The sequence below is a fragment of the Amycolatopsis sp. SB7-3 genome, from assembly GCF_041021335.1.
GTDB lineage: Bacteria > Actinomycetota > Actinomycetes > Mycobacteriales > Pseudonocardiaceae > Amycolatopsis > Amycolatopsis japonica.
The window spans coordinates 1-24,526 of the sequence record NZ_JBFPJQ010000001.1; the positions used below are offsets into that span (position 1 = coordinate 1).

Here is a 24,526-nt window from a genome sequence, read left to right on the forward strand (position 1 = left end):
CCTCACCATGCGATGAGAAGTCATATCCGGTATTAGACCCAGTTTCCCAGGCTTATCCCAAAGTACAGGGCAGATTGCCCACGTGTTACTCACCCGTTCGCCACTAATCCACCCCGAAAGGCTTCATCGTTCGACTTGCATGTGTTAAGCACGCCGCCAGCGTTCGTCCTGAGCCAGGATCAAACTCTCCAACAATGTCAAATTTGATCGAGGCAAATAAATACTTGCTCTCAAAGGAACCTCTCACGAGGTTTCAATACATAAGCTCTACTGGCTTAGTTCACTAGCACACTGTTGAGTTCTCAAGCAACACACCCCGAATCGCACCACCATCACAGCGGCCTTATCCGAAGCAGTTATTTCTTGGCTTTTGTCCGGAGCACACCCTAGCACCTGCTCGAAACTGCCGTTTCAGCGGGGGTAGAGTTACCTCTCCGGTTCGGGACCACCCACTCTACCACCATCCGGTGGGAGCTTGGTTCGTGTTCCCGGCGGCCGCTCGGTTTCCCTGGCGACGAAGAGAACATTACACGGCCCGAAACCGGCGTTTACAGGGGGGTCCCTTTTTTCGCGCCGGCGCTCTGACCTGCGTCGATCTAGCTCTCCCCCGGTACCGGCTCGCCGTGGGTCGCGACGACGGTCAGCACGACGAGGGCGGCGGCGAGCCCCGCGGTGATGTGGATGGGCGCCGGCGTGAAGGACGCGGCGAGGACGAGCACCGCGGTCACCGGGAAGCCGATCGCGATCGGGCGGCATTCGTTGGTGGGTCCGATGTGCATGAGCCAGACACTCACCAGGTAGATCGCGACGGGCACGGTCGTCGCCATGGCGGCGGGCAGGGAGGCGACGTGCCCGGTGTGGGTGTCGTAGTCGACCGCCACTTCGAGGCCGGCGCCGAGCGCGGCCGCCGAGGCGAAGATCAGGTAGTGCCCGTATCCCCAGCTCGCGACGGTGAACAGGCTCTTCGCCTTCTCCAGCCTGGCGTGACCCGGCTGGTCGAAGTACAGCCACCACAACGAAAAGACCAGCACGAGCCCGGCGGCGGCGAGCGAGATCAGGCTGCCGGTGTGCTCGCCCTCGTCCAGCCCTTCCTTGACCGCGGTGGTCGCGCCGAGGATGGATTCACCCAGCACGATGATCGTGAACAGGCCGTAGCGCTCGGCGATGTGGTGTGGGTGCCAGCCCGTCCAGCGCTTGCGTTCGGCGATCACCGGGACCGCGAGTTCCGCCAGCAGGAGCAGGAAGAACGACGGCAGCGCCAGCGACTGCGGGAGGCCGAGGCGGACGACCCACAGGATCTGGACGATCGTGATACCGATGGCGTACCGCAGCGCGGCCGGGCGGCATTCCGGATCGGTCCGCGCGGCGCGCAGCCACTGCACGACCATCGCGAGCCGCATCAAGACGTAGCCGGCGACGACGATCTTGAAGTCACCCTCGAAGGCGGACGAGACACCGGCGGCGACGGTCAGCCCGCCCGCGATCTGCACCAGCGTCACCAGCCGGTACGGGACGTCGTCGGTGTCGAACGACGAAGCGAACCAGCTGAAGTTCAGCCAGCCCCACCAGATCGCGAAGAACACCATCCCGAAGCTGAGCACGCCGTGCCCGATGTGGTTCTCGGCGATCGCGTGGTGCAGACCGGCGGCGGCCTGCGCGACGGCGACCACGAAACACAGGTCGAACAACAGCTCCAGCGGGGTCGCGACCCGGTGCCCTTCACCGGAATCGCGCATGGTCATCGGCCGGTACCAGACCCGCAGCCGATTCCGCCGAACAGAACTCTCCGCCATCGTGTTCCTCGCAATCTCGATCTGCGGAGATCTTCGCAGCCGGATGCGGATGACACACGCGGAGAGACGCGCGGCGGGTGGGCCCGGGCCGGGTGCACCTCCCCAGGCGACCCGGCGCGGACCCACCCGCGCGAATGCCTCACCGCGACCCGGCTCGCCAGTGGTGCTGAGCCGGCCGCCGCCGAACGGTCCCCCGCGGACGCCGACGGCTGTCCACCGGCTCGTGACCGTAGGTGTCCATTCCTGAGAACTCCGGACTCACCACGATCGCTCCGGCCGATCGATCCATCCCCGATCGATCGACAGAAATACCACTGTCGGTAGCCGAGTCACAGCGGTGAAGGCTCCGTTAGGTGTACCCGGTTGCTCTGAGTAGCACCAGGGGATGACTGCCTCCGTCACTCGGATGGAGCATCCGATCTTGCCGAACGTAGTCATCGGCCGGTGCGAAAGACTCAGCCGCGTTGACTGTCGGCGGCAGCCCGCTCGGTTTCCTCCCGCTCAGTGAGCGAGCGCCGTTTCCGGCGCGCACGGAGTTCGATCACGGCGAGTAAGAGCGCCGAACTCGTCAACGCGGCGGCGCACAGCATCGCCGCGGTCAGCGCCGACGGATAGCCGCCGTTCGCGCCGAGTACCGCGTGGAAGACCGAGGCCAGCACGACGGTGCCGATCGCGGTGCCGATCCGTTGCCCGGTCTGCAACGCTCCCCCGGCCACTCCGGCCATCGACGTCGGGACGCATTCCAGGGTGAGCGTGGTGTTGGGCGAGATGACCATGCCGCCGCCGACACCGGCGACGAGCAACGGCAACGCGAACCACCAGCCCGCCGCGGCTCCGGGATCCTGACCGGAGAGGACGGCGACCGTGACCATCCCGGCGATCACCATGACGAGCCCCGCGACGGTCAGCTTGCGGCCCCACTTCGACACCAGCCGGCCAGCGATCGCCGCCGATACGGCCGAGCCGAGGGCGAAGGAGGTGACGGCGAGCCCGGATTGCAGGGGCGTGTAGCCGAGTCCTTGCTGGAAGAAGATGGCGAAGACCAGCCACATTCCCGTGAATCCGCTGAAGTACAGCGCGCCGACGGCGGCACCCGAGGCGTAGCCCGGGGTGCCGGTGAACAGCCGGGTGTCGAGCAGCGGCGGACGACCGCGCCGCACCATCGAGCGTTCCCAGCGCACGAACGCGAAACCGAAGACCACCGCGACGACGAACAGCCACCACAGGCCGCTGAGCCCGCCCTGTTCGGATTCGATCAACGGGAGCAGGACACCGAGCACGGCGACACCCAGCAGCATGATGCCGACGAAATCGATCTCGCCCCGCAGGCTTTTCGCCGGGGACTCGGCCTTCGGCAGCCATCTCAAGGCCAGCGCGAACGCCAGGATCCCGATCGGCACGTTCACGTAGAAGACCCAGCGCCAGCCTTCCGGATCACCGAAGACGGCGAGGATCACGCCGCCGAGCACCGGCCCGATCGCGGTCGAGATCCCGACGGTGGCACCGAACATGCCGAACGCGCGACCGCGTTCGGCGCCGCGGAACAGGTCCTGGATCATCCCGCTGTTCTGCGGCGTCATCATGCCCGAGGCGAAACCCTGCAGGAGCCGCGCGATGATCAGCGTCGTCTCGTTCGGCGCCGCGCCGGCGAACGTGCTGGTCAGCACGAACGCGGCGAGCGCGAACAGGAACATGCGGCGGCGGCCGAGCGCGTCGCCGAGCCTGCCGCCGGACACCAGCACCAGCCCGAAAGCCAGCGCGTAGCCCGAAACCACCCACTGGATCCCGCCGCTCGACGCGCCGAGGTCCTTCTGGATCGACGGCAGTGCCGTGTTGACGATGCTGACGTCGAGCAACCCCATGAACCCGGCGGCGAGGGAGACGGCGAGCGCCTTCCAGCGCCGGGGATCGGGAACGTAGGTGGTCATCAGGTGCTGGCGGCGATCCCGGGGATGCCCTTGAGCTCACCGATCAGCATCGACGTCACCTTGACCGGATAGTCGTACAGCGCGAAGACCGTCTGGTTCTTGCCGACCAGCTTGAGGTGCACCGGGGTCTCGCCCTTGTGCGCCAGCAAGGTCTGCTTCAGCTCGCTGACCACCGACTGGTCGATCTTCTCCGCCGCGGCCAGCAGAACCAGCGGCAGATCGTCGTCGCCGTTGCCGACCTCGGACAGGTCGAGCGGGACGAGACCGCCGCCGAAGATGGACATCTTGTCCTCGCGCCAGTTCACCCGGCCCTTGACCAGGACCGCGTTGTCCTCGATGAGGTCGGCGGAGAACATCGCGTACGACTTCGGGAAGTACAGCACCTCGAGCGAGGCGTCCATGTCCTCGATGGTGCAGATCGCCCAGGGCTCGCCCTTCTTGTTGACCCGGCGTTCCAGCGAGGTGATCAGCCCGGAGACGACCAGCTCGCCTTCCTTCGGCGGGTCGGCGAGGATCGCGGCGATCGGCCTGGGCGCGTGTTTGCGCAGGATGCGTTCGGCGCCGTCCAGCGGATGCGCCGAGACGTAGAGGCCGAGCATCTCCCGTTCGTAGGCCAGGAGCTGCTTGCGCGGGTACTCCTCTTCGCCGAACTTCAGATGCGCGAGCGGTGAAGAGGACGCCGCGGCTTCCGCGTCGTCGTCCCCGCCGAACCCGAAGAGGTCGAACTGGCCCATCGCCTCCTGGCGTTTGAGCGGGACCACGGCTTCGACCGCGTCTTCGTGCACCTGGATCATCGAAAGCCGGGTGTTGCCGAGCGAGTCGAACCCACCCGCCTTGATCAGCGATTCGATGACCCGCTTGTTGCAGGCCACCAGCTCCGACTTGTCGAGGAAATCGGTGAAGGAGGAGTACTTCCCCTTCTCCTCGCGGGTCTTGATGATCGACTCGACGACGTTCGCGCCGACGTTGCGGACGGCACCCATACCGAAGCGGATGTCCTCCCCGACGGCCGCGAACCTCAGCGCCGACTCGTTGACGTCCGGCGGGAGCACCTTGATCCCGAGGCGGCGGCACTCCGAGAGGTAGACCGCGGACTTGTCCTTGTTGTCACCCACCGAGGTGAGCAGCGCGGCCATGTACTCCGGCGTGAAGTTCGCCTTGAGGTACGCGGTCCAGTACGAGATCAGGCCGTACGCGGCCGCGTGGCTCTTGTTGAACGCGTAGCCGGCGAACGGGAGGATCGTGTCCCAGAGCGCCTTGATCGCCTCGGAGGAGAAGCCGCCGGGAACCAGGTCGCTCGACTTCATGCCCTCTTCGAAGCCGACGAACTCCTTTTCGAGGACCTCCGCCTTCTTCTTACCCATGGCGCGGCGGAGCACATCCGCGCGGCCCATGGAGTACCCGGCCACCTTCTGGCCGATGTGCATGATCTGCTCCTGATAGACGATCAGGCCGTAGGTGTCGGCCAGGATCTCCTTCAGGGGCTCTTCAAGCTCGGGGTGGATCGGTTTGACCTTTTGCCGCCCGTTCTTGCGGTCGGCGTAGTCGTTGTGCGCGTTCATGCCCATCGGGCCGGGGCGGTACAGCGCGCCCACCGCCACGATGTCGTCGAACACCGTCGGCTGCATCCGGCGGAGCAGGTCACGCATCGGCCCGCCGTCCAGCTGGAACACACCGAGCGTGTCACCGCGGGAGAGCAGCTTGTACGTCTCCGGGTCGTCGACGCCGAGGGTGTCGAGGTCGATGTCGATCCCGCGGTTGGTCTTGATGTTGTCGATCGCGTCACCGATGACGGTGAGGTTCCGCAGGCCGAGGAAGTCCATCTTCAGCAGGCCGATGGCCTCGCACGACGGATAGTCCCAGCCGGTGATGATCGAACCGTCGTCACGCTGCCACAGCGGGATGGCGTCGGTCAGCGGATCGCAGGACATGATGACCGCGCAGGCGTGGACGCCGGCGTTGCGGATCAGGCCTTCGAGGCCGCGGGCGGTCTCGAAGATCGTCTTGCACTCTTCGTCGGTCTCGACGAGGGCGCGGACCTCGGCCGCTTCGCCGTAGCGCTCGTGCTTCGAGTCGACGATGCCCGAAAGCGGGATGTCCTTCGCCATGATCGGCGGCGGGAGCGCCTTCGAGATCCGGTCCGCGATCGCGTACCCCGGCTGGCCGAAGTGGACGCGGGCGGAGTCCTTGATGGCCGCCTTGGTCTTAATGGTGCCGAAGGTGATGACCTGCGCGACCTTGTCGACGCCGTACTTCTCGGTGGCGTAGCGGATCATTTCGCCGCGACGGCGGTCGTCGAAGTCGATGTCGATATCGGGCATCGAGACGCGCTCGGGGTTCAGGAACCGCTCGAACAGCAGCTTCTGCGGGATCGGGTCCAGGTTGGTGATACCGAGGACGTACGCGACCAGCGAGCCGGCGGCGGAACCACGGCCGGGGCCGACGCGGATGCCGACCTTGCGGGCGTAGTTGATGAGGTCGGCGACGATGAGGAAGTAGGCGGGGAAGCCCTTCCCGATGATGACGTCGAGCTCGATCTCGATGCGCTCGTTGTAGTACGGGTCCGGCACGCCGTCCGGGTACCGCCACTTGAGGCCGCGCGCGACCTCTTCCCGCAGCCAGGTGCCCTGGTCGTAGCCCTCGGGGACCTCGAAGAACGGCAGCCGGTCCTTGTGCGTGTACACGTCCTTGTAGGACTCGACGCGCTCGGCGATCAGCAGCGTCGAGTCGGCGGCGCCGGGGACCTCCTTGTCCCAATACTCCCGCATGTCGGCGGCCGACTTCAGGTAGTAGCCGTCACCGTCGAACTTGAAGCGGTTCGGGTCGTTCAGGGTCTTGCCCGCCTGCACGCACAGCAGCGCGGAGTGGGTGTCGGCCTGGTCCTTGGTGACGTAGTGCGAGTCGTTCGTGGCCAGCGGCTTGAGGTCGAGCAGCTTCCCGACCTCGAGCAGGCCCTCACGGACCGACCGCTCGATCGGCAGCCCGTGGTCCATCAGCTCGAGGAAGAAGTTGTCGGCGCCGAAGATGTCCTTGTAGTCCGACGCCGCCTGGATCGCCTCGGTGCGCTGCCCCAGCCGGAGCCGTGTCTGCACCTCGCCCGAGGGGCAGCCGGTGGTCGCGATGATGCCGTGGTGGTTCTCCGCGATCAGCTCGCGGTCCATCCGGGGCTTGCGGTAGTAGCCCTGCATGCTCGCCAGGGAGGAGAGCTTGAACAGGTTGCGCAGGCCGGTGGAGTTCTCGGCGAGCATCGTCATGTGGGTGTAGGCACCACCACCCGAGACGTCACCGCCCTCACCGAACTCGTCGGCGCCACGCTGGTTCGACTGACCCCAGAAGACCGGCTTCTTGTGGAAGCGGCTCTCCGGCGCGATGTAGGCCTCGATGCCGATGATCGGCTTGAGGTCGTGTTTGACCGCCTGCTGGTAGAACTCGTCCGCGCCGTACATGTTGCCGTGGTCGGTCATGCCGACCGCGGGCATGCCCAGGCGCGCCGCCTCCTTGAACAAGGGGGCGATCTTCGCCGCACCGTCGAGCATCGAGTACTCGGTGTGCACATGCAGGTGGACGAAGGAATCGTTCGACACCAGCGAAAACCTCCCCTAGGCAGACGGATCCCTGGCTGCTTGACGCGGGCCGGTCCTCCCACCTTATGCGCCGAAGGATCTCGGCGCCCGGGCGGGCTGGCACCCCGGCGAGGGCCAGTCTCCCCCTCCGACCGGCCACCGCCAAGCACCGACGCGGCGCGGGTTCGCGGCGACCTCGGTTCGCCCGATCGGGGCGCGGGGTCAGCTCAGCCGGGCCAGGCGTTCATTGACCACCTCCCTGTCGAACCACTCCGGATCGAACCCGACGCCGCCGAGCTCTTCGAGCAGATCCTCGTTCTCTTCGTCGTACGGATCACGCCGTGCCTCCAGCAACATCTCGTAGCTCTGCTCGTCTTCGCATTCCGCCGGAGGTGCGGCGCGTTCGCCGTCGAGGCAGCTCGGTGCTTCGGGGAGGGCGACCAGCTGCTCGACGCGGATCCAGTGCTTCCAGTACTCCACCTCGTAGAGGAGCCGGTGGCCGGGTGACGTGGCTATCTGGCCGAGTTCCACTTCGTCGTCCAGCCGTTCGCCCTCACCGCTCTGCGCGTCGGCGCTGAAGCTTCCGTACTCGGTCTCGAACCGGTGATGCCGCCGCTCGTCCCGGTCGAATGCGGCCGCGAGGATCCTGTGCAGTCCGGCGAGGGTGACGTCCGAGCGGACTTCGAGCCGCCGCCAGATCGCGTCGTCCGGTGAGGACAGGGCGACCGCCAAGCGGAGCCCGGTGACCGACGCGGACCGGGGCAGGACGAGCGGCAGCGGCTCGGCCGACGGTATACGAGGCAACGGTTCGTAGGCGGGAAGGCCGAGCCACCGGCACAACTGAGCCGCTCGCGCGGACAGATCGGGTCTCGGATCCCTCCCCAGTTCCAAGAGCCGAGGGACCCGCTCCCGAATCCAGGCGTCGCGATCCGCCTTGGCGATCAAGGCCGCTTCGACCTGGCTCCGGAACTCCTCGGGGGTCAGCGGCGCCTCGACCACCTCGAAGCCGTTGCGGAGCACCGCCAGGGCGTCCTCGGGGACGGGATGAAGCTCGATCACGTCGACCTCGCGACCGTTCACCACCACTTCGACGCCCACCGTGCGTTTGCCCGCGGTCAGCGTGGCGGCGAGGACCACCAGATCCTGATCCGCCTGGCCCTGAACGACACAGCCGGACAGCTCGACCGGCCCGTGGAGCAGCTTCGGCCAGCGCTCCACCCTGGACACGTCCAGGGGCGCACGCGTCGGATGGGAGCGCTGGTGCTTCGGTCGTTTGGCGGGCTTGCGACCGCGGCTGACGGGGGACACGGGAGCAGTATCGCCATCGGCACCGACAGTTTCGGGGTCATGAGCTGCGCTGATCGGAAAATGCTTGCCGACCTGGGCGTGGATGTGCAGACTGACCAGCCGCCAAGATCAACCGAACGCCCGGAGAGTTGATGATCGACCTGCAGGCCATGAACGAGCGCGTGATCGCGGAGTTCCGCGCGAACGGCCGCCACGGCGACGGTCTCCCGACCTTGCTGCTCACCACCACCGGTGCCCGCACCGGGCGACGGCACGTGACGCCGATGCTGTTCCTGGCCGACGACGACCGCTACATCGTCTTCGCCGCGAACGGTGGCGCACCCGGGCATCCGGACTGGTATCGCAACCTGGTCGCGGAGCCGTCCGTCGACGTCGAGGCGGAGGGAGAGGCCTTCGCCGCTCACGCGACTGAAGTGACCGGAGCGGCTCGGGACCGTCTGTTCGCGAAGCAGGCGAAGGCGTTCCCGAGGCTGGCCGAACACCAGTCGAAGACCACGCGGCCGTTCCCGGTGATCGCGCTCAGCCGCGTATGACGTGCAGTGGGTCGTGAGTGGCGTTTCGGGTTCTAACCCGAAACGCCACTCATGACCAACGTGACCTCTGTGACGCTGGCCACCTCGGCGTGGGGATCCGGTGTCACCACGGAACTGCGCGTCTACGAAGGTGCCCAGCACGGGTTCCCATTCTCGGGCGGATACACCGTCGACAAGGACCTCGCAGGCTGGATCGAGGCACTCGGCTGATCGCTTGACAAAGCGTTGGACCGACCGCACGATCTCGTCTCATGAACCTGTCTGACAGCCAGACAGCCGGACATGGTGGTCCACGACGCGTCAGCGCGATGGAGGCCGTTCTGGCCCATCTCCGCGGCGCCATCGAGCGTGGCGAGTACCCCGTCGGCCAGAAACTGCCGTCGGAATCCGCGCTCGGCAAGGAGTTCGAAGTCAGCCGCTCGGTCGTCCGCGAAGCCTTGCGGGGACTGCAGGCCCTCGGCCTCACCGTGTCCAAAACGGGCAAAGGGACCTTCGTGACCGCCACCGGGCCGGTCGAGAACCCCACCTTCGGGACCTACTCGGCCCGCGACCTGTTCGAGGTCCGGCGGCACGTGGAGATCCCCGTCGCCGGATACGCGGCCGTGCGCCGCAGCACCGACGACCTGGACCTGCTCGGCCACCTCGTCGAGCGCATGGATCTCGAAACCGACAACACCGCGTGGGTGGCGCTCGACTCGCTGTTCCACATCACCATCGCGCAGGCCTCCGGCAATCCGGTGTTCGGCAAGGTCATCGAAGAGATCCGGGACGCGCTGGCCCGCCAGTCGTCATTTCTCAACCAATTGGGGGACCGTCGGACCCGCTCGAACATCGAGCACCGTGAGATCGTCACCGCCATCGCCTCCGGTTCCGAAGCGGACGCCATCGCGGCGATGACCTCCCATCTCGAGCACGTCGAGGACGCGCTGACCACCATCGTGCGGCCGAGCCCCACGAAGCACCAGAACAAGGACGACTGACACCGTGACCGAACAGACCCTCAGCGCGGACGGCAAAGCCGCGCCGGTGCCGGCCGACGCCGGTGACGCCGGCTACGACAAGGCGCTGAAACCCCGCCACGTCAACATGATCGCGATCGGCGGCGCCATCGGCACCGGCCTGTTCCTCGGCGCGGGCGGACGGCTCGCGCAAGCGGGCCCGGCCCTCGCGATCGTGTACGCGGTCTGCGGCCTTTTCGCGTTCTTCGTGGTGCGCTCGCTCGGCGAACTCATCCTGTACCGCCCCTCCTCCGGCGCCTTCGTCTCCTACGCCCGGGAATTCATGGGCGAGAAGGGCGCTTTCGTCGCGGGCTGGATGCACTTCCTGAACTGGTCGACGACCGGGATCGCGGACATCACCGCGATCGCGCTGTACGCGCATTTCTGGTCGTTCTTCACCCCGATCCCGCAATGGGTGCTGGCACTGATCGCGCTCGCGGTGGTGCTGGCGCTGAACATGGTTTCGGTGAAACTGTTCGGCGAGATGGAGTTCTGGTTCGCCATCATCAAGGTCGCCGCGCTGGTGACGTTCATGGGGATCGGGATCTTCCTCCTGGTCACGCAGCAGCCGATCGACGGCAACACGCCGGGCTTCTCGCTGATCTCCGACCACGGCGGGATCTTCCCGGCCGGGGTGCTGCCGATGGTGCTGATCGTCCAGGGTGTCGTGTTCGCCTACGCCTCGGTCGAGCTGGTCGGCGTCGCCGCCGGCGAGACGGAGAACCCGCGCAAGATCATGCCGAAGGCGATCAACTCGATCATGTGGCGGATCGGGATCTTCTACGTCGGCTCGGTGATCCTGCTGGCGATGCTGATGCCGTGGGACGCCTACTCGAAGCAGGAAAGCCCGTTCGTCACCGTGCTCTCGCACATCGGTGTGCCGCAAGCGGGCAACGTGATGAACCTGGTGGTGCTGACCGCGGCGCTGTCCAGCCTGAACTCGGGCCTCTACTCCACCGGCCGCATCCTCCGGTCGATGTCGCTGGCGGGCTCCGCGCCGAAGTTCACCGGCGTGATGAACAAGAACCACGTGCCCTACGGCGGGATCCTGCTCACCTCGGCGGTCTGCGTGGTCGGCGTCGGCCTGAACGCCGTCGTGCCGAGCCAGGCCTTCGAGATCGTGCTGAACTTCGCCGCCATCGGCATTCTCGGCACCTGGGCGATCATCGTGCTCTCGCATCTGCTGTTCGTCCGCAAGGCCAAGCTCGGCGAGGTCGAGCGGCCGTCGTACCGGCTGCCGCTCTCGCCCTACACCGAGATCGCGACGCTGATCTTCCTCGCCGCGGTCATCGTGCTGATGGGCTTCGACGAGGTCGGCCGCATCACCCTGTACTGCCTGCCGGTCATCGGGCTCGCGCTGGTGGCGGGCTGGTTCGGGGTCCGCAAGCGGATCAACATGGACGTCTTCGAAAAGACGAAGCTGTGACCCCCGAGATCCGCGTGCCCGCGCACGAACCGCTGGTGCACCTCCTCCGCGACGGCATGGTCGAGGGGGTGCACCACGGTTCGGCCGTGGTGCTCGCACCCGACGGCCGCGTGCTGTTCTCCGCGGGCGACATCGAGGCGGCGTTCTATCCGCGTTCGGCGGCGAAACCCTTGCAGGCCACGGCGATGGCGCGGCTCGGCGTCGAGCTGAGCCCCGCCGGGTTCGCCGTCGGCGCGGCCAGCCACTCCGGCGAAGAGATCCATCTCGCGGAGGTGCTCAGGACGCTCGACGGCGCCGGGCTCACCGCGGAAGACCTTCGGACGCCGGAAGACCTGCCGTTCGACCCGGTCGAACGCGACGTTTGGGTCGCGTCGGGACGGAGCGCGTCGCGGCTGGCGCACAACTGTTCCGGCAAGCACGCGGCGATGCTCGCCACCTGCCGACGACACGGCTGGTCCACAAAGGACTATCTGGACGCCGCGCATCCGCTGCAGCGCGCGATCGCGGAATGTGTCGAGGAGCTGACCGGACAGCGGATCCCGAAGGTCGCCGTCGACGGCTGTGGCGCTCCCCTCTTCGCGGTCTCGCTGCGCGGCCTCGCCCGCGCGGTGGGCAAGATCGCCGCGGCGACGCCGGGGACACCGGAAGGCCTTGTCGCCGAAGGGATCCGGAAGCATCCGGAACTGGTCGCCGGCACGCGTCGCGACGTCACCGCGCTCATGCGCGCGGTGCCCGGCCTGATCGCCAAGGACGGTTTCGAAGCCGTCCAGGTCGCCGCGCTCCCGGACGGGACGGCGATCGCGATCAAGATCGCCGACGGCGGAGACCGCGCCCGCCGTCCGGTGCTCGCCGCCGCGCTCGCGTTGTGCGGCGTCGATCCGAACGTGCTGGAGCCCACCCCCGGACTGCGCGTGACCGGCGCGCTGGCCGAACTCGACCTGGCCGCCTGAGGAGCCTTCGATGCATCGCGTGGAACACGATCTGCTGGGAGACAAGGAAGTCCCCGCCGACGCCTACTGGGGCGTGCACACCGCACGGGCCAGGGAGAACTTCCCCATCACCGGCACCGCGATCTCCGCGTACCCGCATCTGATCGAGGCGCTCGCCTCGGTCAAGGAGGCCGCCGCCCACGCCAACGCCGACCTGGGGCTTCTGGAGCCGGACGTCGCCGACGCGATCCGCCGGGCGTGCCGTGAGATCCGCGAAGGCGCGCTGCACGACCAGTTCGTCGTCGACGTCATCCAGGGCGGCGCGGGCACCTCGACGAACATGAACGCCAACGAGGTGATCGCGAACCGCGCGCTCGAACTACTCGGGCACGAGAAGGGCGATTACGCCCGCGTGCACCCGAACGAGCACGTGAACCTCGGGCAGTCGACCAACGACGCGTACCCGACCGCGGTCAACGTCGCGACGATCATCGCCGTGCGCGAGCTGGCCGAGGCGATGATCGTGCTGGAGCAGGCTTTCGCGGCCAAGGCCGTCGAGTTCCACGATCTGCTGAAGATGGGCCGCACGCAGTTGCAGGACGCCGTCCCGATGACACTGGGGCAGGAATTCGGCACCTACGCGGTCATGCTCGGCGAAGACCGGCTGCGGCTCACGGAGGCGGTGACGCTGCTGCACGAGATCAACCTGGGCGCGACCGCGATCGGCACCGGGCTCAACGCCGCACCCGGGTACGCCGAAGCCGCCGTCGCGCACCTTCGCGAGATCACCGGCCTGCCCGTCGTGTCGGCCGCGGACCTGATCGAGGCGACGCAGGACTGCGGCGCGTTCGTGCACCTTTCGGGCGTGCTCAAGCGGATCGCGGTGAAACTTTCGAAGAGCTGCAACGATCTGCGGTTGCTCTCCTCCGGACCGCGGGCTGGGCTCAACGAGATCAACCTGCCGCCGGTGCAGGCGGGGTCGTCGATCATGCCCGGCAAGATCAACCCGGTCATCCCCGAGGTGGTCAACCAGGTCGCGTTCGAGGTCATCGGCAACGACATCGCGGTCACGATGGCGGCCGAGGCCGGGCAGCTGCAGCTCAACGCGTTCGAGCCGCTGATCCTGCACTCGCTTTCGGAGAGCATCACGCATCTGCGGTCGGCCTGCCTGGTGCTGGCGGAGCGCTGCGTCTCCGGGATCACCGCGAACGCCGGCGTGATGCGGGGCTACGTCGAGAACTCCATCGGACTGGTGACCGCGTTGAACCCGAGCATCGGGTACGCGGCCGCGACCGAGATCGCCAAGGAGGCGCTCGAAACCGGGCGCGGCGTGGCGGAACTCGTCGTCGAGAAGGGCCTTCTGCCCGCCGAAGAGCTGGCGAAGCTGCTGAAGCCGGAGACGCTCGCCCGGCTTTCCTGAGACCAGCGGGGCGGTACCGGGCGGTCCGCCCCGCGCCAGTGTCATGAAAGTGGCTTTCAGGACATTTTTCGTCCTGAAAGCCACTTTCCTGACATGCGGGTACGGTCGTAAGCGGAAGGTGATCCTCCGCACGAAAGGCGGCAAGCGTGCTCGACCGACTTCTCGACCGGTACCTCGGCCTCCCGCCCGCCGAGGGCCCCGCCCCCTCGGTGACCAAGGCGATCCCCGTCCCGATGCCCGACGGCGTCCGTCTGCTGGCGGATCGCTACGCCGTTCCGGGCGACGAACCCCGGCCGGTCGTACTGATCCGCACGCCGTACGGCCGCAAAGGCGTGATGGGCAAGATCTTCGGCGAGACGTTCGCCCGGCACGGACTGCAGGTGGTCCTCCAGAGCACTCGCGGGACCTTCGGCTCGAGCGGCGAATTCCGGCCGTTCCACCTGGAGAAGGAGGACGGCCTCGCCACCGTCGCCTGGTTGCGTGCACAGCCGTGGTGCGACGGCCGGGTCGCGATGGCAGGTGCGAGTTACCTCGGTCACACGCAATGGGCCGTCGCGCCGTACCTCGACGAGCCGCTCGAAGCCCTTTGCCTCGGTGTCACCGCGTCGGAATTCGTCTCGACCTTCTATCCCGGCGGGATCCTCGCGGTCGACAACATGGTGTCGTGGTCGGCGCTGATCGGACGGCAGGAAGGGCGGTTCGCCGGTCTGCCGAATCCCTGGCAGACGCAGAAGACCCGCCGGGCCATGGCGCATCTGCCGGTTTCCGGTGCGGACGTCGCGGCCATCGGCAAGCAGGTGCGGTTCCTGCAGGACGTCTCCCGGCACGCCGAACCCGGCGACGATTTCTGGGCGCCATCGGACCACAGCGCCGAGGTCGCCGCCCTGCGGACACCGGTGAGCATGGTGACCGGCTGGTACGACCTGTTCATCTCCGCCCAGCTGCGCGATTTCAAGGAGCTCGCCGCGGCCGGTCGCGAACCGAGGATCACCATCGGACCGTGGGCGCACGGTGAGCCCGCCAGCCTGAAAACCCTGATCACCGACCAGATCGGCTTCCTCTCCGCGCATCTCCTCGGCGATCGCGCGCCGCTGAGGCAGTCGCCCGTGCGCCTGTACCTCCAGGGCTCCGGACGCTGGCTGGACTTCGAAAGCTGGCCGCCTGAGTCCGACGCCACCCCGTACTTCCTGCGCCCCGGCGGACTTTCCGTCGCCGACCCCGTCGAGTCGAAACCGGGCACGTTCACCTTCGATCCTGCCGATCCCACGCCGACCGTCGGCGGCCCGTTGCTGTCGGGCGTGCAGAAACAACAGGACAACAAGGAAGTCGAAGCGCGGCGGGACGTGCTCCTCTTCACCGGTGACGTGCTCGAGCGCGACCTCGACGTCATCGGCGAGATCTCCGCACTGGTGCACGTCCGGACCGACCTCGGGCACGGCGACGTGTTCGTCCGGCTGTGCGATGTGGACCGTCGCGGCGTCTCCCGCAATGTCACCGACGGCGTCCTCCGGCTGCGCCCCGGCCATCCTGAGTCCGATATGGACGGTGTGGTCGCGGCCGAGATCCAGCTCGACCCGACGGCCTACCGGTTCCGGCGCGGCCACCGGCTGCGGGTGCAGGTCGCGGGCGGAGCGTTCCCCCGCTTCGCCCGCAACCACGGCACCGACGAGCCGGTGTTCAGCGCGGTGGATGGGAAACCCGCGCGGTTCGAGATCTTCCACGACCCCGCGCACCCGTCCCGGATCACGCTGCCGGTGTTCGCCGGGTCGTGAGTGGCGGTTCGGGTTAAGCCAAGGGTGCCTCAGGTACCTACCGGATTCTGGCTGCGGCTGCTCACGGGCCAGGCGCGTGAAGGCCCGCTTCCCGCCGCCACGGACGTTGCGAAAGCCACTTTCGCAACGTTGAAGGTTGCGAAAGTGGCTTTCGCAACACGTCACCTTCGCCCTACCTCGGCCGCGAGCGTGTGTTCAGGCAGGCACGACCCGCTGGTGCGTGGTCAGCCTGCCGTCGTCGTGCAGCACGTGGAACAGCAGCGACGGCGGCAGGTCGTAGTCGATCGGGCCGCCTTCGCTCCAGTGCCGGAGACCGTTCTCCTCCCACGGGAACAGGATGCTCGACCCGACCGAGGGCGCCGAGCGCAGCGGCACGCCGGCGAACGTCGTCGACGCCGCGGTGTGGACGTGCCCGCAGAGCAGGGCGACCACGCGCGGGTGGCGGGAAAGCACTTCGGCCAGCTTGTCCTCGCCGTACTGGCGCATCGCGTCCACCAGCGGCAGGCCGAGCGGGACCGGCGGATGGTGGAAGGCGATGAAGGCGGGGCCGTCCCCGTCGGCGAGGACGCTGTCCAGCCACGCCATGGTCTCGTCGTCGAACTGCCCGTCCGGTTTGCCCGGGATACTCGAATCGGCCATGACGAACGTGACGTCTCCGACCGTGTGCGCCACGTTGACCGGGGATTCGTCCGGCGCCTGCCCGAGCAGCCCTTCCCGGAACGGGCCACGCTTGTCGTGATTGCCGGGGCAGGTGAAGAGCGGTGTGTCGGTCTTGAACAGCTCGGCCGCGCGCCGGTACTCCTCGACGGTGCCGTGGTCGGAGATGTCACCGGTCACGAGGATCGCGTCGACCGGTGTCGCCAGGCCCTCCAGGTACCGCATGACCCGCGCCGTCCGTTCGTCGGCGCGCTCCCCGCCGTCGAGATGGTTGTCGCTCAGATGTGCCGTCACGAACATCGTGTCACCCCATGTCTTCCAGATATGCCAACGTTTTCACCCAGTTCCGCCCGAGCAGCCCGACAGCCGCGTCGAGGTCCGCGGCCCGGATCGCCTCGGCGATCCGGCGGTGCTCGTCGATACTCTCCCTCGAACGCTCGACGCCACCGAAATAGCGCGCGTCGTAGCGTTTCAGCAGCGGCTTCGTCTGTTCCAGCAACCGCAGCAGATGCGGATTCGTGCACCGCGAGACGAGCAGCGCGTGCCATCGATCATCCAAAGTGGACAGATCACCCTGCCGCCCGAGCTCCTCGGCCATCTCGTCGGCGATCCGGTCCAGGCCGCCGGTGAGCCCGGCGAGGTCCTGCGGCGAACTCCAGCGCAACGCGAGCGATTCCAGCTCCGCGACGAGCGGGTACAGCTGCCGGGCCTCCTCCGGATCGAACGGTGGCACGAGGAAACCCCGGTTCGGCGCCGAGACGAGCAGGCCGCGATCGGCCAGCCCGATCAGCGCCTCGCGCAACGGGGTGCGGCTGACGCCCAGCTCGCGGGCGAGGTGCACCTCGTTGATGCGGCTGTCCGCGGCGATCCGGCCGTCGAGCACGCGAGCGGTGATCTCCTCCGCGAGGTCGCGGCGGAGCAGGTTCCTCGTCATCGGTGCAGTATTGCATGCACTTCGGCCGTACTGTATTCAGTTAGGCATGACGGACTTCGATGTGCACCGCGCTCGCACCGAAACCCCGGGCTGTGCGGAGGTGGTCCATCTCAACAACGCCGGATCGTCGCTGCCGCCCGCGCGGGTGACCGACACCGTCGTCGACTATCTGCGCGAAGAGGCCCTGATCGGCGGATACGAGCAGGCCGCGGCGACCGTGGAGCGAATGAACGGCGTCTACGCGTCGGCCGCCCGGCTCGTCGGTGCCGACCCCACCGACATCGCCCTGACCGACAACGCGACCCGCTCCTGGCAGGCGATCTTCTACGCGCTGCCGTTCGCCGCCGGAGACCGGATCCTGACGGCGAAATCCGAGTACGCGAGCAACGTCATCTCCTTCCTGCAGATCGCGAAGCGCACCGGCGCCGTCGTCGAGGTGGTCGACAACGACGAGTCCGGCCAACTGGACGTCGAGGACCTCAAGCGCCGCATCGACGGCGACGTCAAGCTGATCGCCGTCTCGCACGTGCCGACCCAGGGCGGGCTGGTGAACCCTGCCGAGGAGATCGGCGCGGTGGCCAGGGCGGCCGGGATCCCGTTCCTGCTGGACGCGTGCCAGAGCGCCGGCCAGATCGACCTCGACGTCGCGCGCCTGAACTGCGACGCGCTCAGCGTGACCGGCCGCAAGTACCTGCGCGGACCGCGGGGCACCGGATTCCTCTACGCGCACCCGCGGCTGCGTGAACGCGTCGAGCCCGCGATGCTCGATCTTCACTCGGCGGCGTGGACGACGCCCGAAAGCTACGAAGTCGATCCGACGGCGAAGATGTTCGAGGTCTGGGAACGCGATCACGCCGCCCTGCACGGTCTCGGCGCGGCCATCGACTACGCCCTCGAATGGGGCATGCCCGCCATCGAAGCCCGTGTCGCCGCGCTCGCGGCCAAGCTGCGTGACGCGCTCCGCGAGATCCCCGGCGTCCGTGTCCACGACCAGGGTGTGCGGCAGTGCGGAATCGTCACGTTCAGCGTGGCGAAAACGCCGTCGCAGGAAGTGAAACAGCGTCTGGCCGCGGCGAAGATCAACGTCAGCGTCACCGAGGCGACGTCCGCCCAGTTCGACTTCGCCGAGCGCGGACTGCCGCCGATGGTCCGGTCTTCGGTGCACTACTTCAACACCGAAGACGACATCGCACTCCTCGTCGGCGAAGTCGGGAAACTGGCCTAGCGGCGGGAAAGCAGCGAATCGGACGGCGGGGCGTACGGCAGCCCCGTCGTCTTCGCGCGCTTGGCGATCACCAGCGCCTCCCCCAGCAGGCTGACGCCGATCGACAGCGTCACCGGCCGCGCGTCGGGATGCGCCCCCGCCGTGGTGGCCAGGAACCCGATCCCGAAGTTCACCAGCAGCGACAGCATCCAGACGCCGAACGTCCAGCCGGTGTAGCGCAGCCACAGCACGCCGTCGCGCTCGAACAGTTTCGTGGTGGTGGCACGCACCGCGCCGAGACCGCATCCGACCGCGGACCCCAGCGCGAGCCAGAGACCGTCGGTCAAAGTGAAGATCTCGAGTTTGAGCAAGCCGTAGACACCGATCCCGAGCAAGATCACCGGCGCCCCGAACACCTCCCGGGCCACCAGCGGCTCGCCGCGCAGCCTGCGCACGATGAGCACGATCACCGCGGCGACCACCAGCGCGATCAGCAACCAGGTCCGCATGAACTCCCCCTTTGTAGCATGACTGTGCCAAATAAAATAGCAAGGTCGTGCTATAAAGACAACGTGCCCAAGATCGTCGACCCGGAAGCCCGCCGCCTGGAGATAGCCGAAGCCGTCTTCCGGGTGATCCAGCGGGACGGCCTCGCGCAGGCGTCACTCAGGAGCGTGGCCGAGGAGGCCGGTCTCGCGATCGGTTCGGTGCGGCACTACTTCGGCGGCCACGACGAACTGATCGTGTTCGCCATGCGCGCGCTCGGCGACCGGCTGGAGGCACGGCTGGCGGGGCACATCCCCGTTCTGCTGGACCCCGCGACACCACGCTCACGGCGACAGGAAGCCACCGAGGCGTTCCTCGGCGAACTTCTTCCGCTCACCGAACAGACCCGCGCCGAAGCCGACGTCTGGCTGGCGTTCTCGGCCGCCGCGAAGAACCGGCCCGACCTCGCGGAGGAGGCCACCCGCATGTATGAGGGAGTCCGGTTCCTCGTCCGCCGGGTGCTCGAGGGCGCGAACGAAGCGGGCGGCCTGCTCGGCGACGTCGACTTGAACGTCGAGACCGAGCGGCTCGCCGCGCTGCTGGACGGGCTCGCGGTGTCGGCGGGCCGGACTTCGCCGGAGCTGATGCGCGCGGTGCTCCGGCGGCATCTCGAATCCCTGAGGAGCCCGGGATGAGCACCTTCTACGAAGTCGCCGCCCAGGACCCTGGCCGCGTCGCGGTGATCGACGTCGACGGCCGCGAGACCACCTTCGGCGAGCTTTCGGCGCGGGCGAATCAGCTGACCCACGCCTTGCGGGCACTCGGTCTCGGCGAGGGCGACGGTGCCGTAGCGATCATCCACAATGGACTCACCTACTACGAGCTCCTGCTGGCGACCCTGCAGGCGGGGATGTACTTCACGCCGGTCAACCACCGGTCCTCACCCGCCGAGATCGCCCACATCGCGGCCGACAGCGGCGCCAAGGTCGCCGTCGCGGACGCGGACATCGCGGCGACGTGCACCGCGGAACTGTCCGGCCTGCACCGGTTTTCGCGCGGCGGGACACCCGGCTGGGCCGACTACGCGGCTTGGGGAACGGACCTGCCCACGACCACGCCGGAGCGGCGGACCGCCGGCCAGACGATGCTCTACACCTCCGGGACTACAGGGCGCCCCAAAGGCGTCCGGCGCGCCCTTTCCGGGCAACCGCCCGCACTGCACCCGATCCACGCGCACACCCTCGAACGCCTGGACGTCCGGCCGGGGCACGGCGTGCACCTCGTCGCCTGCCCGCTCTACCACGCGGCGCCCGGGATGTTCTCGACCGCGACCCTGCACCTCGGGCACACGCTCGTCCTGATGGACCGGTTCGACGCCGCGGAAACGCTGCGGCTCACCGAAAAGCACCGCGTGACGAGTACGCATCTCGTGCCCACGATGTTCCACCGCCTGCTGCGACTGCCCGAGGACGCGCGTGCGCGCCACGACCTGTCGAGCCTGACGTCGGTGATCCACGGCGCCGCGCCGTGCCCCCGTGAGGTCAAGGAGCGGATGCTCGCCTGGCTCGGACCGGTGGTCCACGAGTACTACGGCGCGTCCGAGGGCCTGATCACGGCGGTGCACGCGCGCGAATGGCTCGCCGCACCGGGCACCGTCGGCAAGCCGCTGGACGGAGTGCGGGTCGAGGTTCTCGACGACGACGGCCGCGAACTCCCCACGGGCGAGGCCGGGATGCTCTATTTCAGTTCCGCGCACACGAAATTCGACTACCACGGCGATCCGGGCAAGACGGCCGCCGCGCGATCCGGGGAGTTCGTGACCGTCGGGGACGTCGGCTATCTCGACGCCGAGGGGCGGGTGTTCCTGTGCGACCGGCGGACGGATCTCATCCTTTCCGGTGGCGTGAACATCTATCCGGCCGAGATCGAAGCGCGGCTGCTGAGCCATCCCGACGTCGCCGACGTCGCGGTGATCGGCGAGCCGGATCCCGAGTGGGGCCAACGCGTCGTCGCCGTCGTGCAGCCGGTCGAGGGCGTCACCGGGGATCCCGCGCTGGCGAAACGACTCGAAGCGCACTGCCGGGCCGCGCTCGCCGGGTTCAAGACTCCGCGCCGGTTCGACTTCCGGGACCGGCTGCCGCGGACGGAGAGCGGCAAGATGCTGCGGCGGACTCTTCGGGCGGAATGAACGACCCTTTCGGGCAGTGCCGATCGCGGTACCGTTCGTTCATGCGCCTGCGGTCCGTGACCACGCTGCTCGCCACCCTCGTCCTCGCGCTCGCCGCCCCCGCGACGGCCGGGGCGACTCCCGGATCCGGGGTGACCGGGACGATCTTCGAGCAGCGGACGGTCGGGAACACCGACTACGTGCTGCGCGAGGTCGTCATCCAGCCCGGCGGCTACACCGGCTGGCACTATCACGACGGAAAGCTGTACGCGTACGTGAAAGCGGGCACGCTGACGCACAACTCGGCCGACTGCGGGCTCGACGGCCTGTACCGGAAGGGCGCCGTCTTCACCGAGCCGAGCGACACCGTCCACATCGGACGAAACCTCGGGAAGACACCGGTGGTGCTGGAGGTGCTCTACGTGCTGCCACACGGGAGCCCGCTCTCGCAGGACGCGCCGAATCCCGGCTGCCCGTTCTAGGCGCCGAACCAGCTGGCGACATCGAGGCGGAAGCCGCCTGAGGGCACCATCGTGCGAAGGTCGGCTTCGAGCTCGCGGACCCTGTCGATACCCAACGTGCCTGCCCACTCCTTGCGCAACTCCTCGAAGATCGCCGCCGACCGGCCGAGTGAGTCGAACCCGCGGCCGGTGAGCCGCACCACCTTGCGCCGCGCGTCGGCCGGGTCGTCAACGCGCGCGACGTAGCCGAGCTGCTCCAGTTTGTCGACGGTCTTGCCCGCCGCCTGCTTGCTGACCCCGAGCCGCCGCCCGATCTCGCTCGCCGTCGCGCCTTCGCGGCCGATCGCCTGCATGGCGAAGCCGTAGACCGGGCGGACGTCCGGATGTCCTTGCTCGGCGAGTTCGGCGTGCAGCCGGTCGATCATCGAGCGGAAGCCCGCGAACAGCAGCAGCGGCAGCTCGAAGCCGGGAGTTTCGCGAACCTGCTTGCCAGATTCGACAACCTGGTTTACCTTTTCGTCAACCACGTTGACCATCTTAAGGGGAAACCTTGTTCACCGATCACACCGTCGAAACCGCCCCCGAAGGCTCGCGTCGCGCCATGGAAGCGACCATCCGGAAGTTCGGGCACCTCCCCACCGCCGTCGCCCGGCAGGCGTCGTCTCCCGAACTGCTCGACGGATTCCTGAAACTCAGCGCGAGCTTCGAACGGACCACACTCGACCCGCTCGCGCGCGAAACGGTCGTAATGACCGTGGCGACCCGCAACGGCTGCGAGGTCTGCGTCGAGATCCACACCGGCAAGCTGAAGGGACATCACGCGGACGACGACGTCATCGCGGCGCTTCGCTCGCAGCAGCCCGTCCCCGACGAGCGGCTGGAAGCCATCCGGCAGTTCACGGTGGCGGTGCTCGAAACCGCGGGCGCCGTCGACGACGAGACCCTGCGGACCTTCTTCGGGTACGGATACACCGAACGGAACGCCCTCGAAGTCGTCATGGGCATCGGCGCCTACACGATGTCGACGCTGGCAAACAGGCTCATCCGCGCCTAGTCGCTCACCGTGATCGCCCCTCGCGGCCCGGATCACTCCAATGGCCGCCGATCTTGATGTATCTGGGCAGTCCCGACCGTCTCCTGTCTTGTGCAGCCGAAAGTTCGCCACCCGCGGCGCGGCGCACCGGCGGTCTGGCCTGCCGAGGGGGCAGACCAGACCGCCGAAAACCGAAGACGTTCCACAGGTGTTGGGGGTGCGTGAAGGCCTCCTTCCCTCGGCTGAGCCGAGTGAAGGAGGCCTTCACGTGTCTTGCGCGCATTTAGTCGACTAACTGCGTCAGGCTTCGAGCGCCCAGCGCACGTACCGCATCGTCGGCACGAAACCCGCCTTCTCGAACACCCCGAACGCCCCCTCCGGATCCGCCGAGTCCACGTTCAAACTCGCGCGGTCGTAGCCCTGCTCGGCGACGGCCCTCAGCGCGTGCCCCATCAGCGCGCTCGCGACACCCCGCCGCCGATACTCCCGAAGCGTCCCGATCGCCATGAAATGCGCGTCGCGCACGCCGGTGGCCTCCGTGTCGGCTTCCCACCACATGGTCACCAGCATCCCGACCGCGACGCCCTCCTCCCGAAGCAGGAAGCTGGCCTCAGACTGGAAGGTCTGGTTGGTGATCTTGTTCCGCCAGAGATCGGCGGGCATCGGCACCGCGCCCCAGTAATCCCGGTACGCCGCGTTCCGGACCGCCCGGAAGTCCTCGTCGTTCCGCTCCGACCACGGCTCGACCGTGAACCCGTCGGGGATCGCCGAAGCATCCAAGTCCGAGAGCGAGTGCTCCATCCGCTGGAAGTAGCGCACCGGCACGAACCCCCGCGACCGGACGAGCTCGGCCAGCCCGGCGACGCGCTCCGGCCGATTGACGTCGACCACGAGTTTCGCGTCCGGGTGGTGCAGCGCGTGTACCACCTTCGCCGCCGCCACTCCCGCGTCGACGAGCGCGCCGCCGATCCCCCGCCGTCGATACGCGGGATGGACTCCCCCGTCGAGGAAGACCCGATGGATCTCCTCCGCGGACGGCTTGAAGCGGATCTTCATGTAGCCGGCCATCACGTCGCCGTCGAAAGCGGCGAGACTCGCCCGTTCCAGGTCCGCGTACGGGTCGACCAGCTCCTGGAGGGTGTCCTCCGCCGTGTAGTTCTCGCCGATCCCGTCGACGGTCTCCATCGCGTTGAGGAGGTCGGCCGACGCCTGGGCGTCCTGCGGGGCAAGAGGCCGCCACGTGAGGTCGTGCATCCGGCTCAAGGTAGTCCCGCTCGCGCGGGGTGTCGCCGGGTTTTCGGTGGGCGCAGTAGGGATCGAACCTACGACCGCTCGGGTGTAAACCGAGTGCTCTCCCGCTGAGCTATGCGCCCGGGAGGTGGCACCCGCGCACGGGTGCCACCGTGAAGACTCAGGCCAGCGAGGCCACGGCCTTCTTCCACGCCTGCTGGTCGCGCGCCTCGCCGGGCTGGTTGACCTCGGCGAACCGCACGACGCCGTCCTTGTCGATCAGGAAGGTGCCGCGGGTGGCCAGGCCGGCCGCCTCGTTGAAGACACCGTAGGCCTTCGCGACCTCACCGTGCGGCCAGAAGTCCGAAAGCAGCGGGAACTGGTAGCCCTCCTGCTCGGCCCACGCCTTGAGCGAGAACGGGGTGTCCACGGACACGCCGATCACCTGGACGCCCTGGCCGTCGTAGTCCGCGAACTCGTCGCGGAGCTGGCACAGCTCACCGGTGCAGATGCCACTGAACGCGAACGGGTAGAACACGAGCAGGACCGGCTTCTCGCCCTTGAAGGACGACAGCGTCACGGACTGCTTGTTGTAGTCGTTGAGCGTGAAGTCCGGGGCTTGCGATCCGACCTCGACGGCCATACCGGCGGTTTCCTCTCAAGAGCGAACAGGGCCTGCGACGA

General features: G+C 67.8%; 22 protein-coding genes, 1 tRNA gene and 1 rRNA gene. 12 read left to right on the forward strand and 12 right to left on the reverse strand.

The genetic code is table 11. From position 1 onward, the window contains the following. The 5 genes from AB8M46_RS00005 to AB8M46_RS00025 all read right to left on the reverse strand — a co-directional run. A 16S ribosomal RNA gene (locus AB8M46_RS00005) occupies nt 1–195 on the reverse strand; the annotation flags it as partial. 401 nt (nt 196–596) lie between these two features. Beyond that, nucleotides 597–1,793 (reverse strand): low temperature requirement protein A, encoded by a 1,197-nt coding sequence (locus AB8M46_RS00010; RefSeq protein WP_394359182.1) that lies wholly within the window; start codon nt 1,791–1,793, stop codon nt 597–599. A gap of 455 nt (nt 1,794–2,248) precedes the next feature. Further along, nucleotides 2,249–3,721 (reverse strand): MFS transporter, encoded by a 1,473-nt coding sequence (locus AB8M46_RS00015; protein ID WP_394359183.1) that lies wholly within the window; start codon nt 3,719–3,721, stop codon nt 2,249–2,251. Continuing rightward, a complete protein-coding gene (dnaE, locus tag AB8M46_RS00020) occupies nt 3,721–7,305 on the reverse strand; it encodes a DNA polymerase III subunit alpha (RefSeq protein ID WP_037342422.1) in 3,585 nt (1,194 codons plus the stop codon). The genes AB8M46_RS00015 and dnaE overlap by 1 nt, the downstream gene beginning before the upstream one ends. Before the next feature lie 201 nt (nt 7,306–7,506). Beyond that, nucleotides 7,507–8,592, reverse strand: a complete 1,086-nt coding sequence (locus AB8M46_RS00025) for a plasmid pRiA4b ORF-3 family protein (protein WP_394359184.1) — start codon at nt 8,590–8,592, stop codon at nt 7,507–7,509. Nucleotides 8,593–8,723: 131 nt separating this feature from the next. Here AB8M46_RS00025 and AB8M46_RS00030 point away from each other — a divergent pair, with 131 nt between their 5' ends. The 7 genes from AB8M46_RS00030 (at nt 8,724) to AB8M46_RS00060 (ending at nt 15,670) form a co-directional block, all read left to right on the forward strand. After that, nucleotides 8,724–9,125: a nitroreductase/quinone reductase family protein gene (locus tag AB8M46_RS00030; protein ID WP_125737968.1), complete on the forward strand. Its 402-nt coding sequence runs from the start codon at nt 8,724–8,726 to the stop codon at nt 9,123–9,125. A 51-nt stretch (nt 9,126–9,176) separates the two neighbouring features. Next, the gene (locus AB8M46_RS00035) at nt 9,177–9,335 is read left to right on the forward strand and encodes a hypothetical protein (protein ID WP_394359185.1); all 159 of its coding nucleotides are present in this window, start codon (nt 9,177–9,179) and stop codon (nt 9,333–9,335) included. Nucleotides 9,336–9,433: 98 nt separating this feature from the next. Continuing rightward, complete coding sequence (locus AB8M46_RS00040) at nt 9,434–10,105, forward strand: FadR/GntR family transcriptional regulator (RefSeq protein WP_394360823.1); 672 nt, start codon at nt 9,434–9,436, stop codon at nt 10,103–10,105. 4 nt (nt 10,106–10,109) lie between these two features. Next, the gene (locus AB8M46_RS00045; RefSeq protein ID WP_037342419.1) at nt 10,110–11,549 is read left to right on the forward strand and encodes an amino acid permease; all 1,440 of its coding nucleotides are present in this window, start codon (nt 10,110–10,112) and stop codon (nt 11,547–11,549) included. Then, the gene (locus AB8M46_RS00050; RefSeq protein WP_394359186.1) at nt 11,546–12,499 is read left to right on the forward strand and encodes an asparaginase; all 954 of its coding nucleotides are present in this window, start codon (nt 11,546–11,548) and stop codon (nt 12,497–12,499) included. Before AB8M46_RS00045 ends, AB8M46_RS00050 begins: the two co-directional genes overlap by 4 nt. A gap of 10 nt (nt 12,500–12,509) precedes the next feature. After that, on the forward strand, nt 12,510–13,898 hold the full coding sequence (aspA, locus tag AB8M46_RS00055) for an aspartate ammonia-lyase (RefSeq protein ID WP_394359187.1): 1,389 nt from the start codon (nt 12,510–12,512) through the stop codon (nt 13,896–13,898). 146 nt (nt 13,899–14,044) lie between these two features. Continuing rightward, on the forward strand, nt 14,045–15,670 hold the full coding sequence (locus AB8M46_RS00060) for a CocE/NonD family hydrolase (protein ID WP_394359188.1): 1,626 nt from the start codon (nt 14,045–14,047) through the stop codon (nt 15,668–15,670). 195 nt (nt 15,671–15,865) lie between these two features. Here the strand turns inward: AB8M46_RS00060 and AB8M46_RS00065 are convergent, their stop codons facing one another. Both AB8M46_RS00065 and AB8M46_RS00070 read right to left on the reverse strand, forming a co-directional pair. After that, on the reverse strand, nt 15,866–16,627 hold the full coding sequence (locus AB8M46_RS00065) for a metallophosphoesterase (RefSeq protein WP_125737959.1): 762 nt from the start codon (nt 16,625–16,627) through the stop codon (nt 15,866–15,868). A gap of 4 nt (nt 16,628–16,631) precedes the next feature. Beyond that, the gene (locus tag AB8M46_RS00070) at nt 16,632–17,261 is read right to left on the reverse strand and encodes a GntR family transcriptional regulator (protein WP_037342414.1); all 630 of its coding nucleotides are present in this window, start codon (nt 17,259–17,261) and stop codon (nt 16,632–16,634) included. Between the two features lie 46 nt (nt 17,262–17,307). On the opposite strand from AB8M46_RS00070, the gene AB8M46_RS00075 reads away from it, so the two are divergent. Next, entirely contained in the window at nt 17,308–18,486 is a 1,179-nt protein-coding gene (locus tag AB8M46_RS00075) for an aminotransferase class V-fold PLP-dependent enzyme (protein WP_394359189.1), read from the forward strand. Here AB8M46_RS00075 and AB8M46_RS00080 read toward each other — a convergent pair. Further along, the gene (locus AB8M46_RS00080) at nt 18,483–18,974 is read right to left on the reverse strand and encodes a DUF1453 domain-containing protein (RefSeq protein ID WP_394359190.1); all 492 of its coding nucleotides are present in this window, start codon (nt 18,972–18,974) and stop codon (nt 18,483–18,485) included. The genes AB8M46_RS00075 and AB8M46_RS00080 overlap by 4 nt on opposite strands. A gap of 63 nt (nt 18,975–19,037) precedes the next feature. On the opposite strand from AB8M46_RS00080, the gene AB8M46_RS00085 reads away from it, so the two are divergent. Genes AB8M46_RS00085 through AB8M46_RS00095 form a run of 3 tightly spaced genes read left to right on the forward strand, consistent with a single transcriptional unit; the run spans nt 19,038 to nt 21,600 of the window. Continuing rightward, nucleotides 19,038–19,646 carry a TetR/AcrR family transcriptional regulator gene (locus AB8M46_RS00085; protein WP_394359191.1) on the forward strand — a complete coding sequence of 203 codons (609 nt, stop codon included), beginning with the start codon at nt 19,038–19,040 and terminating at the stop codon, nt 19,644–19,646. After that, nucleotides 19,643–21,139, forward strand: coding sequence for an AMP-binding protein (locus tag AB8M46_RS00090; RefSeq protein WP_394359192.1), 1,497 nt, complete (start codon nt 19,643–19,645; stop codon nt 21,137–21,139). The genes AB8M46_RS00085 and AB8M46_RS00090 overlap by 4 nt, the downstream gene beginning before the upstream one ends. 41 nt (nt 21,140–21,180) lie before the next feature. Further along, a complete protein-coding gene (locus AB8M46_RS00095) occupies nt 21,181–21,600 on the forward strand; it encodes a cupin domain-containing protein (RefSeq protein WP_394359193.1) in 420 nt (139 codons plus the stop codon). Here the strand turns inward: AB8M46_RS00095 and AB8M46_RS00100 are convergent. Beyond that, on the reverse strand, nt 21,597–22,115 hold the full coding sequence (locus tag AB8M46_RS00100) for a MarR family winged helix-turn-helix transcriptional regulator (RefSeq protein ID WP_125737951.1): 519 nt from the start codon (nt 22,113–22,115) through the stop codon (nt 21,597–21,599). The genes AB8M46_RS00095 and AB8M46_RS00100 overlap by 4 nt on opposite strands. Nucleotides 22,116–22,129: 14 nt before the next feature. On the opposite strand from AB8M46_RS00100, the gene AB8M46_RS00105 reads away from it, so the two are divergent. After that, nucleotides 22,130–22,633, forward strand: a complete 504-nt coding sequence (locus tag AB8M46_RS00105) for a carboxymuconolactone decarboxylase family protein (protein ID WP_394359194.1) — start codon at nt 22,130–22,132, stop codon at nt 22,631–22,633. A gap of 279 nt (nt 22,634–22,912) precedes the next feature. Here the strand turns inward: AB8M46_RS00105 and AB8M46_RS00110 are convergent, their stop codons facing one another. The 3 genes from AB8M46_RS00110 to AB8M46_RS00120 all read right to left on the reverse strand — a co-directional run bounded on the left by AB8M46_RS00110 (nt 22,913) and on the right by AB8M46_RS00120 (nt 24,485). Next, nucleotides 22,913–23,866, reverse strand: a complete 954-nt coding sequence (locus AB8M46_RS00110) for a GNAT family N-acetyltransferase (protein ID WP_394359195.1) — start codon at nt 23,864–23,866, stop codon at nt 22,913–22,915. Nucleotides 23,867–23,913: 47 nt separating this feature from the next. Further along, nucleotides 23,914–23,985: transfer RNA gene (locus tag AB8M46_RS00115), tRNA-Val, on the reverse strand. Nucleotides 23,986–24,023: 38 nt separating this feature from the next. Next, nucleotides 24,024–24,485 (reverse strand): peroxiredoxin, encoded by a 462-nt coding sequence (locus AB8M46_RS00120; RefSeq protein WP_037342406.1) that lies wholly within the window; start codon nt 24,483–24,485, stop codon nt 24,024–24,026. Nucleotides 24,486–24,526: the final 41 nt, after the last annotated feature.